The organism is Caulobacter sp. Root343 (genome assembly GCF_001425745.1).
Taxonomy (GTDB): domain Bacteria; phylum Pseudomonadota; class Alphaproteobacteria; order Caulobacterales; family Caulobacteraceae; genus Caulobacter.
Map to the genome: position 1 here is coordinate 1189384 of NZ_LMDF01000007.1, position 13190 is coordinate 1202573.

Annotated in this window: 9 protein-coding genes; 5 read left to right on the forward strand and 4 right to left on the reverse strand. The window is 68.0% G+C overall.

Translation table 11 applies throughout. The features are described from left to right. Position 1: 1 nt before the first annotated feature. Genes ASC70_RS17975 through ASC70_RS17985 form a run of 3 tightly spaced genes read right to left on the reverse strand, consistent with a single transcriptional unit; the run spans position 2 to position 2592 of the window. Positions 2-994 carry an ABC transporter ATP-binding protein gene (locus ASC70_RS17975; protein WP_056052612.1) on the reverse strand — a complete coding sequence of 331 codons (993 nt, stop codon included), beginning with the start codon at positions 992-994 and terminating at the stop codon, positions 2-4. A gap of 46 nt (positions 995-1040) precedes the next feature. Next, positions 1041-1967, reverse strand: coding sequence for a pyridoxamine 5'-phosphate oxidase family protein (locus ASC70_RS17980; protein ID WP_056052614.1), 927 nt, complete (start codon positions 1965-1967; stop codon positions 1041-1043). A 1-nt stretch (position 1968) separates the two neighbouring features. Further along, positions 1969-2592 (reverse strand): glutathione S-transferase, encoded by a 624-nt coding sequence (locus tag ASC70_RS17985; RefSeq protein WP_056052617.1) that lies wholly within the window; start codon positions 2590-2592, stop codon positions 1969-1971. Between the two features lie 101 nt (positions 2593-2693). On the opposite strand from ASC70_RS17985, the gene ASC70_RS17990 reads away from it, so the two are divergent. The 4 genes from ASC70_RS17990 (at position 2694) to ASC70_RS18005 (ending at position 9932) form a co-directional block, all read left to right on the forward strand. Next, a complete protein-coding gene (locus ASC70_RS17990; protein ID WP_056052620.1) occupies positions 2694-3599 on the forward strand; it encodes a LysR family transcriptional regulator in 906 nt (301 codons plus the stop codon). A gap of 116 nt (positions 3600-3715) precedes the next feature. Next, a complete protein-coding gene (locus ASC70_RS17995) occupies positions 3716-6508 on the forward strand; it encodes a PAS domain S-box protein (protein ID WP_056052622.1) in 2793 nt (930 codons plus the stop codon). A 70-nt stretch (positions 6509-6578) separates the two neighbouring features. Then, positions 6579-8909, forward strand: coding sequence for an acyl-CoA dehydrogenase (locus ASC70_RS18000; RefSeq protein WP_082539776.1), 2331 nt, complete (start codon positions 6579-6581; stop codon positions 8907-8909). Between the two features lie 75 nt (positions 8910-8984). Next, positions 8985-9932 carry a UDP-glucuronic acid decarboxylase family protein gene (locus tag ASC70_RS18005; protein ID WP_056052625.1) on the forward strand — a complete coding sequence of 316 codons (948 nt, stop codon included), beginning with the start codon at positions 8985-8987 and terminating at the stop codon, positions 9930-9932. Here the strand turns inward: ASC70_RS18005 and ASC70_RS18010 are convergent. Further along, a complete protein-coding gene (locus ASC70_RS18010; RefSeq protein ID WP_056052628.1) occupies positions 9929-10999 on the reverse strand; it encodes a sterol desaturase family protein in 1071 nt (356 codons plus the stop codon). The genes ASC70_RS18005 and ASC70_RS18010 overlap by 4 nt on opposite strands. A 176-nt stretch (positions 11000-11175) precedes the next feature. Between ASC70_RS18010 and ASC70_RS18015 the strand changes: the two genes are divergently transcribed. Continuing rightward, positions 11176-13173, forward strand: coding sequence for a TonB-dependent receptor (locus ASC70_RS18015; protein ID WP_056052630.1), 1998 nt, complete (start codon positions 11176-11178; stop codon positions 13171-13173). The last annotated feature ends 17 nt before the right edge of the window (positions 13174-13190 follow it).

Genomic DNA, 13190 nt, shown 5'->3' on the forward strand with positions numbered 1-13190 from the left:
CTCAGGCGACCTCGACTTGGCTTTGGGCGTTCTTGGGAGCGGGCGCGCTGGCCTGGACCAGGCGGGTGACGGCGTCCTCGAGCGAAGCTCCGGCCACGGTCAGGTCGTCAACGGTTTCGTCGCGAGCCAACAGCTCACGCAGGGTAGCGGGAGCGGACGTGGTCAGCAGGGTGATCCTGCCGCCCTCCCGGCTAACGCCGGTGACGCGGGCCAGGCCGGCCAGCTCGGCGTCGGACAGGCGGGTGCGGCAGCGGACGGCCACCGCCGAGACACGGCTCTTGATCGCCTCGGGCGAACCGTCGGCGATGACCTGGCCGTGATCGATGACCACGATGCGGTCGGCCAGGGCCTCGGCTTCGTCCAGGTGGTGGGTGGTCAGCAACACGGCCGCGCCTCGGGCGATCTCGGCCCGAACGGCCGTCCAGAGGCCGCGCCGGGCATCGATGTCCATGCCCGTGGTCGGCTCGTCCAGCACCAGGAAGTCCGGCCGACCGGCGATGGCCAGGGCGAACTGCACGCGGCGCTGCTGGCCGCCGGACAGCGCGCCGCAGCGGCGACGCTCGAGCCCCTCAAGCCCCGCGAGGCGGACGATCTCGTCCAGCGGCCGGGGCTTGCGGTAGTAGCCGCGGAACAGGTCCACCTGCTCACGGACGGTCAGGGTGCGTGGTAGGCCCGCCTCCTGCAACATGACGCCCATCCGGCCCCGGGCCGCGACGTCACGCGGATCGCCGTCGAACAGGCGCGCCTCGCCCTCGTCGGGACGGAGGCGACCGGTCAGCAAGGCGACGCTGGTGCTCTTGCCGGCGCCGTTGGGACCCAACAGGGCCACGCACTGCCCCGGGCGAATGACCAGGTCCAGGCCGTTCAGCGCCAGGGTCGCGCCTCGGCGCTTGACCGCCTGGCGGAGCGCCGCGACCGGCGGCTGCGAAAACTCGGCTGACATCGATAGCTCCCTCGTTGTGGAGCCACCATGCCTGCGCGGCGCGTGGGTCATCAGTGCCGGGCGTCACCGGGCCCGCATGACAAAAGTCACCTCGCCTTCAGGCCGCTTCGTTCCACGCCCTGGTCATCAGGGTCACTGGCGAGAAGTCACCGAAGGTCCAGCGCAGCGGCAGCGCAGCCGGCCGCCGCCAAGCCTCTTCCACCGTGAACCGCCACTGGCGCTGGACACCCTCCGGCCAAGCCTTGCCGACGGGCGGATCCCAATCGATTTCGACCCGGCCGCGCAGGTGCAGCAGGTCGCCGGTGTCGAAATCGACGAACAGCAGCGCCGCGCGCGGGTCGGCGACCAGGTTGCCCAAGGTATTGAAGAAGCGGTTGCCCCGAAAGTCCGGCACGGTCAGCACGCGGCCCTCGACCTTGACGAAGCCGGGCAATCCGCCCCGGTGCGAGATGTCGACGCCGCCGTTCTCGACGCCCGCCGCGCCAGAAGCGGTGGCGACGAAGAAGGTGTCGGCCGACGCGATCTGGGCCAGGACCTCCGGCGCGTCCATGGTCACCGCCTCGGCGGGAACCGTCGATGCCGGCGCGACTTCGACCGCGCGCGTCTGGATGTACTGCGGGCAGTTGCCGAAGCTCTGCAGCACATGCAGCCGCAGTCCTCGGCCGTCGCTGGCTTCGATGACGCCGTTGGCTCGGTTGCGCCGCCGGGTCGCGAAGTCCAGGCCCAGGGCGCCGAACGGCCGTCCAGCATGGAACAGGGCGTGACCGGGCTCGCCCTCGCGCGGCGAGGCCTGGACCACGAGCGTCGTCGGATCGGGGCTGGAGATGAAGCCCGGTTCGCCGGTCAGCACCGTGGCCACCGGCCAGCCGTCCTCGTCGCGCGTCGCGATGAACAGGTAGGATAGCAGCGGAAAGAACTCGCGATGCTGGTCCGGCATGAGGGCGCGGATACCGCCCGCGCCGGGCGCGCCCACGCCGGCGCGCGTCTGGGCGGCCAGTTCACCGGCATGGAACGGCCCGTCCATCTCAGGCGGCCACGGCGGCTTGTACGAAGTCGGGCATCGGCTGGAACCAGGGCTGGGCCTCGATCCGCGCCAGCCAGACCCGCACGTTCGGATAGGGCTCCAGCGACACCCCGCCATCCGGCGCGTGGGCCACGTAGCTGTAGCAGGCCAGGTCCGCGATCGTGATGTGCTTGGCGGCCAGGAAGGCGCGCTCGGCCAGATGGCTGTCCATGAAGGCCAGCACCCGGGCGGCGATCCGGGCAGCCCGGATCGGGTCGTCGGGCAGGCCAAACAGGGCGATCATCCGCGCAACCGCCGGACCATGCATCACCTCGCCGGCGGCGATCGACAGCCAGCGCTGCACCGAGGCCGCCGCGACAGGCTCCCGCGGCAGCCAGTCGCCGTCGGGAGCATAGCGGCTAGCCAGATAGACGAGAATGGCGTTGCTGTCGGCCAGGGTCAGGTCGCCGTCCTGCAGCACCGGGATCTGGCCCAGCGGGTTTCGCGCCAGGAAGGCCGGCGATCCCCGGACCTCCTTCGGCGAGTCGGCGAATGCGTAGGACAAACCCAAGGCGTTCAGCAGCAGGGCCACGCGGTGGGTGTGCCCGGACAAGCTCGTGCCGTGCAGGACGATGGTGGTGGCCATTGGAGATCTCCCTCCCGTTTCGAGGTCGGCATTTAGCCATTGCATTCCACGAAATGAATTGGCCAAATCGACAAGAGATTTTTGCAATTTCCGGAATACTGATGGACCGCCTCGACGAGCTCTCCCTGCTGGTGGCGGTGATCGACGCCGGCGGCTTGGCCGCGGCGGGACGGCGGTTGCGACGCTCGCCGGCCGCCATGACCCGCGCGCTGGCGGCGCTGGAGGAGCGGGCCGGCGCGCGGCTGATCGAGCGCACCACACGGCGCCTGGCTCCCACGGAGGCGGGGCGCGAACTGGCGGAGCACGCGCGGCGCCTGCTGGCCGATTACGAGGCGGCGCTGGAGACCTCGGCCCCCAGCGCCGTGCGCGGCCTGCTGCGGGTCACCGGTCCCACCGTGTTCGGCGGCAGGCATCTGGTGCCCGTGGTCAACGCCTTCCTGTCCGAGCATCCGGCCGTCCGCGCCGACGTCGCCTTGCACGATCGCAACCTCGACCTGATCGAGTCGGAGCTGCATGTGGCGCTGCGCATCGGCGCGCTGGCCGATTCCAGTCTGCTGGCTCGACGCGTCGGGAGCGTGCGCCGCGTCACCGTGGCTACACCCGGCTACCTGGCGCGGCGCGGAGAGCCAAAAGCGCCGGCCGATCTGGTCGATCACGACACTATCCTGACCACGGTGATTTCGGCTTCGCCCGAATGGCGTTTCGAGGCGGCCGGACGGCCGCGCGCCGTGCGGCTGGACCCGCGCCTGCGGGTGAACAATGTCGAGGCCGCCCTGGCCGCCGTGCTGGCCGATCAGGGGATCGGCCGGGCGCTCTCCTACCAGGTCGCCGACGAGATCGCGGACGGCCGCCTGGTCCGGCTTTTGCGCGGTTTCGAGCCTTCGCCCCTGCCCGTCCAACTGCTGACTGTCGGCGGCCGATTCATGCCGCCGCTGGTGCGCGCGTTTCTCGACTATGCGACGCCCCGGCTCGAGCGCTTGGCGGTTCTGCGCGAGAAGCCCGCCTAAGTTTCGCTAAATCCCGTTGAGCTGCGCCAATCCGCCGCGCCCGCTCTTAACGCTGCTTCCCAGGCGGCCGCCCTACGATCCGGGAAACGTTTCAGTGATCGAGGCGCCTTCCGACCATGGACCTTCGCGAAGCCCAGCGCCTGGCCGCTCTGAGGTCGTATAAGGTCCTGGACACCCCAGCCGACGCCGCGATCGACCGCCTGGTGAACCTGGCTGGCAACCTGTTCGACGCGCCGATTTCGCTGGTGTCGCTGATCGATCAGGAACGCCAATGGTTCAAGGCCCGGATCGGCCTCGACACCGCCTCCACGCCGCGCAGTCAAGCGTTCTGCGCTCACGCCGTCGCCATGGGTCCGGAAGCCATCATGGTGGTCGAGGACGCCCTGCTCGATCCCCGCTTCGCCGATTTTCCGTGGGTGGTCGGCCCGCCACGCATCCGTTTCTACGCCGGGGCCACCCTGACCACGAAGGATGGGCATAATCTCGGCGCCTTGTGCGTCATGGACGACAAGCCTCGCCCTCGCCCGCCAGAGACCGAGCTGGAGCGCCTGAAGCTGCTGGCGCGGATCATCGTCGACGAACTCGAACTGGCCAAGGCCCACCGCCTGACCGCCGAGAAACAGCGTCTGCTGGAACTGGCCGAGAGCATGGCCGGCGTCGGCCACTGGCGCGTCGACCTCGCCACCAAGACCGTGACCTGGTCGGACCAGATGTACGTAATCCACGGCCTGGATCGCGAGACCTACACGCCGGAACTGGGCGCCGACCTTTCCCACTACCCGCCCGAGCACCGCGCTCACATAAAGCGGTGCTTCGCGGCCGCGATCGAGACAAAAAGCGGCTTCGATCTCCGGGTCCAGTTGACCCGCGCCGACGGGCAACCTCGTGACGTCGTATCGCGCGGCACCAGCGAACTGGGCGACGACGGCGAGGCGGTGGCCCTGTTCGGCCTGCTGCAGGACGTCACCAACTATTCCAACGCCATGCGAGCCGTGGAGCGCACCAGCGACCGGTACCGGCTGCTGACCGAGAACGCCAACGACCTCGTGACCAAGATGGATCTCGACGGCCGGTTCAACTACGTCTCGCCAGCGGTGAAGGCCATTTCGGGCTATACGGCCGAAGAGATCGTCGGACGCGTCGCGCTCGAGTTCATCCACCCCGACGATCGCGCGCGGGTCGCGCGGACCTTCGACGCCGCCCTGCCCGGTCCATCCGGATGGCTGATCGAATATCGGATCGTGCGCAAGGACGGCGCGGTCCGTTGGGTCGAGGCGCGGCCCAAGCTGATCCGTGATCCGGAAACCGGCGCGCCCTGCGCCGTGACGGACGTGGTCCGCGACATCACCGACCGCAAGGCGGCCGACGACGCCTTGGCTGAAAGCGAGGCGCGCTACCGGCTGCTGGCGGACAACGCCAGCGACATGATCACCCGGTTCGACGCCAAGAGCACGATCCTGTTCATGTCGCCCGCCAGCGAAGCGATGTTGGGCTACAAGCCCGAAGAGATGTTGGGCAAGCGGGTCATCGACTTCGTCCATCCCGCCGACCAGCCGACGGTCCTGGCCTACTACACCGCCCTCGTCGCCGCCGGTCCCGGCGCCGCGGCCGAGCCCTTTCAATTTCGATGCAAGTGCAAGAACGGCCAATGGCTCTGGGTCGAGGGGCAGCCGACCCTGTTCTTCGATCCCGAGACGGGTGCCTTGACCGGCATCCAAGACGTCGTCCGCGACATCAGCACGCGCAAGGCGATGGAAGCCGCGCTGGAGGCCGCCCGCGCCGAGGCCGAGGCCGCGGCTGACGTGAAGGCCGAGTTCCTCTCGAACATGAGCCACGAGCTGCGCACGCCGCTGACCGCTGTGCTGGGCTTCTCGCGCCTGATCGCCGAGCAGCCGGAACTGACGGCGACCACGCGCGGCTTCGTCGAGCGCGTGACGAGCGCCGGCAAGGCCCTGCTGTCGACGGTCAACGATATCCTCGACTTCTCCAAGCTGGAAGCCGGCCAGGTCGAGGTCGTCCCACAGCCTTGCGAACCGGCCCTGCTGGTGACCGAAACACTGGAGCTCTTCTCACTGCAGGCCGGCGAGAAGAACATCACGCTTCGCGGCCAAGGCCTGGGCGTCCTGCCGGCCTGGCTGACGCTGGCGCCCGATCGGGTGCGTCAGGTCCTGCTGAACCTGGTCGGCAACGCCGTGAAGTTCACCGACCACGGCGAGATTGTCGTCGAGGCGGACCATCATCACGGTCGACTGCGGCTGGCCGTTCGCGACAGTGGCGTCGGCATCCCGGTCGACCGACAGGAAGCCCTGTTCAAGCGTTTTTCGCAGATCGATGGCTCCTCCACCCGACGCCATGGCGGTACCGGCCTGGGCCTGGCGATCTGCAAGGGCCTGGTCGAGGCCATGGGCGGGACGATCGGCGTTGAAAGCGCTCTTGGCGAGGGCTCGTGCTTCTGGTTCGAGGTCCCCGCCTCCCCGACCGACGCACCGTCGGCGACGACCGTGACCGCTGAGCCCATCGCCGTTGCTAAAGGCTGCAGGGTGCTAGTGGTCGACGACAACGCGGTCAATCGGGCCCTGGTCTCGGCGGTTCTGGGCGCCTTGGCGATCGATCTGACCGAAGCGAGCGATGGCGCGGCGGCGGTCGCGATCGCCCAGGCCCGCGCCTTCGACCTGATCCTGATGGATCTGCGCATGCCGGTGATGGACGGCGAGACCGCCGCCCGCCATATCCGCCAGGGCGATGGGCCCAATCGCCGGACGCCGATCATCGCCTTCTCGGCGGACACCACCTCGCGGATCGACGAGACTCTGTTTGACGGCTTGCTGGGCAAGCCACTGGATTCAGGGGCCCTGCTACGCGGCGTCGCCTCGATCATGACCGGCGGCGGAGTCGCGGCGGCCGCCTGAGAGCCTCGTTTCTCCGGAGCCCACGCGCTCTGCCCGGCGTTGAAGCCTCGCGCAGCAACGAGGTGGCGTCATGGGCAGCTCTTCTTTCCGTCGGGACGTGATCACCCGACCAATCTTCCACTGGGCCAAGGGCGTGCTGCCCGCCCTATCGGAAACCGAACGCGACGCCATCGAAGCGGGCGACACCTGGTGGGACGCGGCGCTATTCACCGGTGATCCGGACTGGAATGAGCTCCTCGCCTTCCCCAAGCCGATCCTGCGTTCCGACGAGAAAGCCTTCTTCGACGGACCGGTCGAGACGCTCTGCGCCATGCTCGACGACTGGCGCATGACCTGGGAGACGCGGGATCTGCCGCCAGAGGTCTGGGACTTCCTCAAGCGCGAGAAGTTCTTCGGGATGATCATCCCGAAGGAGCACGGCGGCCTAGGCTTCTCGGCCTTCGGCCACGCCGAGATCGTCCGCAAGATCGCCACCCGCTCGACCTCGGCGGCGGTGACGGCGATGGTGCCCAATTCCCTGGGTCCCGGCGAGCTGATCCTTCGCTTTGGCACGAAGGAACAGCAGGCGTATTGGCTGCCGCGCCTCGCGGACGGGCGCGAAATCCCCGCCTTCGGCCTGACCAGCCCCGAGGCCGGCTCGGACGCTTCGGCCATGACCGACGAGGGAGTCGTCTGCCGCGGGGCGTGGAAGGGACAGGAAACGCTGGGAGTCCGCCTCAACTGGCACAAGCGCTACATCACCCTGGGCCCGGTCTGCACCGTGCTGGGCCTGGCCTTCAAGCTGCGCGATCCCGACCGCCTGCTGGGCGGCGAGGAGGATGTCGGCATCACCTGCGCCCTCGTGCCGACGGACACCCCCGGGGTCAGCATCGGCCGCCGCCACCTGCCGGCGTTCCAGACCTTCCAGAACGGGCCCAACTGGGGGAAAGACGTCTTCATTCCGCTGGACCTGATCATCGGCGGGGCCGAGCGAGCCGGCCAAGGCTGGAAGATGCTGATGACCGCCCTGGCGGCGGGACGTAGCATTTCCCTGCCCGCGATGTCGGGCGCGGCGGCGGCCTATAGCGCCCTAACCACCGGCGCTTACGCCCGGGTGCGCCAGCAGTTCGGCATTTCGATCGGCAAGTTCGAGGGCGTGCAGGAGCGCCTGGCCCGCATCGCCGGTAACGCCTATCTCGTCGACGGGGCGCGACGATTGACGTGCGCGGGCCTCGACATGGGACGCCATCCCTCGGTGATCTCGGCCCTGCTGAAATCGGGCGCGACCGAGCGGATGCGGATCGTCGTCAACGACGCCATGGACGTCCATGGCGGCAAGGCGATCATGGAGGGACCGCGCAACTACATGGGCGCCCAGTATCGCGCCGTGCCAGTCGGCATCACGGTCGAGGGGGCCAACATCCTGACCCGCAGCCTGATGGTGTTCGGACAAGGCGCGATCCGGGCGCATCCGCACATGCTGAAGGAGATCCTGGCCCTCGGCGAGGACGACGGCGACAAGGGTCTGGCGGACTTCGACGAAGCGTTCTGGGCCCACGTCGCCCACGCCCTGCGCAATGGCCTGAAGGCGACGGCGCGCGCCTGGACCAATGGCGCCCTGTCGCCCGCGCCCGACGCCGGTCGCGCCAGCCGCTTCTACCGCCAGCTAGGTCGCTACAGCGCCGCCTTCGCGCTGACCTCGGACATCGCCCTGCTGACCCTCGGCGGCGCGCTGAAGCGCAAGGAGATGCTGTCGGCGCGCCTGGGCGACATCCTCTCCGAGATGTACTTCCTGTCTGGGGCCCTGAAGCGCTGGGAAGACGAAGGCCGTCAGGACGACGACTTCCCGCTGCTGCGCTGGTGCGCCGAGACGACGTTCGCGACCATCGAGCAGCGCTTCGACGATGTGTTCGCCAACCTACCCAACCGCCTGGCAGGCTGGCTGCTGCGGGCGGCGGTGCTGCCGTTCGGCGCGCGCAAGCGCGGTCCGCCGGACCACGTCACCCGCGCCTGCGCCGACCTTCTGCTGCATCCTTCGCCGACCCGAGACCGCCTGGTCGAGGGCGTCTATGTCGGCGGCAAGGACGGGGCGATCGGCCAGTTGATCGACGCCTTCGAGCGCGTGGTCGCCACCCAGCCGATCCACGATCGTCTCAAGGATCACGGCGTGCGCGCGTGGAAGGACGGCCTGGACAAGGGTCTGCTCACGCCCGAGGAGACCAGCGCCCTGTCGGCCGCCGACGCGGCGGTGTCCAAGGTGATCGCGGTCGACGACTTCGCGTCCGAGGCGCTGTCCCCGCCCCTCGTGAAGGCCGCCGAGCCCCCGGTTCAGGCCAAGCGTTCGCGCGCCTCGGCCATCGCTGAACCCACGGTTGGCCGCGAGCCGCGCGGCTTCGGCGACGAAACGCCGCCCCTCGGCTAGAAACGCGACCTTGGAGCCCGGACCGGCGTCGCGTTACAACCACAATTCAGCGCTGAGTCCCGGGAAGGTCGGTCCATGCATACGCAGAGAGTTCTCGTGACGGGCGGCGCGGGCTTTGTCGGCTCGCATCTTTGCGATCGGCTGCTGGAGTCCGGCGCCGAAGTGCTGTGCGTGGACAACTACTACACCGGCTCGCGCCAGAACGTGGCGCAGAACCTGACCAATCCCCGCTTCGAGCTGCTGCGTCACGATGTGACGATGCCGCTCTATGTCGAGGTGGACCAGATCTACAACCTGGCCTGCCCCGCCAGCCCGGTGCACTACCAGTTTGACCCGGTGCAGACGACCAAGACCAGCGTCCATGGCGCCATCAACATGCTGGGCCTGGCCAAGCGGGTGAAGGCCAAGATCCTGCAGGCTTCGACCTCGGAGGTGTACGGCGATCCGAGCATCCACCCGCAGGTCGAAAGCTATTGGGGCAACGTCAATCCGATCGGCATCCGCTCTTGCTACGACGAGGGCAAGCGGTGCGCCGAGACCCTGTTCTTCGACTACTGGCGCCAGCACAGGCTGCGCATCAAGGTAGCGCGGATCTTCAACACCTATGGCCCGCGCATGCACCCCAATGACGGGCGCGTGGTGTCGAACTTCATCGTCCAGGCGCTGAAGGGCGAGGACATCACCCTCTATGGCGACGGCAACCAGACCCGCTCGTTCTGCTATGTCGATGACCTGGTCGACGGCCTGATGCGGCTGATGAACACCGGCGACGACGTCACGGGCCCGATCAATCTAGGCAACCCCGTCGAGTTCACGATGAAGCAGCTGGCCGAGCTAGTGCTGGAACTGACCGGCGCCAAGTCGGCGATCGTCCATCGCCCCCTACCCTCCGACGACCCGCGCCAGCGCCAGCCCGACATCACCTTGGCCAAGCAGCACCTCGACTGGACGCCGACCGCGCCATTGAAGGTGGGGCTGATGAGGACGATCGAGTACTTCGACGGCCTGCTGAAGGCCGCCTAGCGCTTCCGGAACAGCTTCAAGTCGGATTCCGGACCGTCGCTGCGGCCGCCGAACCAGCCCATCCAAAAGTGGGCGTAGTCGCGCAGCATGTCGCGCGGCACGAAGAAGCCGTGGCGGTAGGGCGTGTCGACGCCGATCACCAGCTTGGGATCAGGCTTGTCCTCGTACCAGGTGCCAAACAAGCGGTCCCAGATCGGCGCGATGGCGAAGTGGCCGGTCGGGCGGCTCATGTCCAGCTTGTGGTGAGCGCGGTGGTGGTTCGGCGACTGGATCAGCCAGCGCCCGACCCAACCCCAATCGGCGTCGATCTTCCCGTGGATCACCAGGCCGATCCCGACCACCAGCACGTTGACATAGATCATCACCTCGGGCGGCGCGCCCAGCACGGCCAGCGGCAGGTTGACGATGAAGATCGCCGTGAACGTCGCCGGATGCTGGCGCACCGAGGTCACCACGCCGAAATCCTCCGCCGAGTGATGATAGCGATGCAGCGGCCAGAAGAACTTCGTGTGGTCCGTCCGATGGGTCCAGTAGTCGAAGAAGCTGTAGACGGCGAAGTACAACGGCAGTTGCAGCGCGAACGGCAGAGGCGGCGGGCCTAGATTGATGCCGGTGGCGGCCTTGATCGTCTCGTGGATCCAGGCGCCGGAGATCATCGAGACGCCCAGCATCATCAGCCGACCGACGATGTCGAGCACGTGGCCCTGGCCCAGGATGAAGACCGCCAGATCGGTGTTCAACGAAGGCGTACGAGCAAACAGCAGCTGGCGCAGCGAGCTGCCCTGCCAGCCCACCGTCACGCACTCGATCCACAAGGCGGTCGGCAGCAGAAGGAAGACCAGGAAGACGTTGTTCAGGTGGTCGTGAACCGAGGCGGTATGCAGGGTCTTGCCCAGCACGGTCAGGGTCAGTTCGGTCGGGATCAGCTTCAGCGCCAACCACCAGGCCGCGCCCGCGGCGGCGATATAGACCGCGAAGCCGGCGACCAGCGCCGCTCGGCCCAGGCCACGCGACGGGGGCGTCTCGACCCCGATCTCGGCGGCCGCCTGAAGCGCTGCTGGTTTCAAAACGTCCCGCTCCCTTGGGATTTCGAGCCGCCATTGATGCCCCAGCGCCGTTAAAACTTGGTGTGGCGCTTCAACGCGGCGGCCTTCGCGCGTCCGCTAAACATTCCGACAGCGCCGACCGACGGTTCGCGGCAGAAAGCTTGTCCCAGTCACAGCTCCAGCCTAACAGCCCGATCATGACGCTCCGTGCGCCCCTCTTCGCCTTGCTGATCGCCGCGTCGGTCCCAGCGATCGCCCAAGCCCAGGCCGTCGAGGCGATCTCGGTCTGGGGCCGCCGCGCCAATGACCTGGGCCGCGCCACCTCGGCTAGCGAGGGTCGCATCGCCTATGCCGACTTCGCCGTGCGGCCGCTGCTGCGCCCTGGCGAGCTGATCGAGGCCGTGCCTGGCCTTGCCGCGACCCAGCACTCCGGCGCGGGCAAGGCCAACCAGTACTTCCTGCGCGGCTTCAACCTGGACCACGGCACGGATCTCTCCGCCTCGCTGGACGGCGTGCCGTTGAACCTGCCTTCGCACGGACATGGCCAGGGCTATCTCGACCTCAATCTCCTGACGCCGGAGTTCGTCCACGACATCGCCTTCAAGAAGGGCCCCTATTCCGCGGAGAACGGCGACTTCGCCACGGCGGGCGCCGTCGCTTTCGAGACGGCGGATCATCTGCATGGCGATAGTCTGCAAACCTGGATCGGCGAGAACGACTATTATCGCGCGGTCGGCTCCAAAGCCTTGAGCGACAACGTCTTGGTCGCGGGCGATGTCTCGACCGCGCGCGGCGCGTGGTCGACGCCTGAGGACCTCAAGAAACTGAGCCTGCTGGGTCGCGCCCTGGTCGGCGGCTGGTCGGTGACCGCCCTCGCCTATGACGCCGACTGGACCGCCACGGACCAGATCCCGCGCCGCGCCGTGGAAGCCGGAACGCTAGGTCGTCTCGACACGATCGATAAGACCGACGGCGGCGAGTCCTCGCGTTACATCCTCTCAGCCCGCCGCCGCGACCTGATGCGCGGCCTGGACGCCGTGGTCTATGTCCAGCGCTACAAGCTCGATCTGTGGTCGAATTTCGCCTACTTCCTCGACGATCCGGCCAACGGCGACCAGTTCGAGCAGGTCGACCAGCGCTGGATCTATGGCGGTTCGCTGACCAAGCGTTGGGCGCCTGTCGATGGCTGGAGCTTTCGGGCCGGCGGCTCGATCCGCGTCGACGATATCGGCAAGGTCGGCCTCTATCGCACCACCGCCCGAGCGCGCCGCGAGACCGTGCGCCAGGACGCCCTGACCGAATGGTCGGCGGCGCTGTGGGGCGAAGGCTCCAGACGTTTCGGTAAGCTGGACGCCACCTTCGGCCTTCGCGCGGACGCCATGGGCGCTAACGTCGAGGCCGGCGATCCCCGCAACAACGGCAAGGTCGGCGACGTCCTGGTCAGCCCGAAGCTGACCCTGGCTTGGCGGATCTCCAGAACCTTCGAGGCCTACGCGGACGCGGGACGCGGCTTCCATTCCAACGACGCGCGAGGCGCGGTGATCGCGGTCGATCCCGTCACCGCCGATCCAGTCGAGCGCTCGCCGCTGCTGTCGCCCTCCGACGGCGCGGAGCTGGGACTGCGCTGGAAGCGTGAAGGGCTGATCGTGACGGCGGCCGCATGGGCTCTGCATGTCGATTCCGAGCTCGTCTACGTCGGCGACGCCGGCTTCACCGAAGCGAGTAGCGCGACCCGACGGGCCGGTCTGGAACTGCTGGCCGATTGGCGACCGAGCGCCCACCTGAACCTGACGGCGTCCTATGCCGCCACCCACGCCCGTTTCGTCGGTGATCCTCCCCAGGGCGATCGGATACCGAATGCCGTCGGCTCCGTACTAAGCGCCGGAGCCAGCTGGAAGCTGGGAGACGAATCGACCGTCTCGCTGACCTGGCGGCGCCTGGGCGCCGCGCCGCTGGTCGAGGACAATTCCATGCGCTCCAGGGCCACCAGCCTGGTCAATGCTCTCTTCGTCCAGGCGTTCGGCCGCGCCAGCTTGATGGTCGAGGTCCTGAACCTGACCAACAGTAAGGGAGACGACATCGCCTACTTCTACGCCTCGCGCTTGCCGGGAGAGCCGTCGAAGGGCGTCGACGACGTCCATTTCCATCCGGTCGAACCTCGCGCCATCCGGGCGGGCTTGAAGATCAATTTCTAACCAAGTCCGCGAAAATG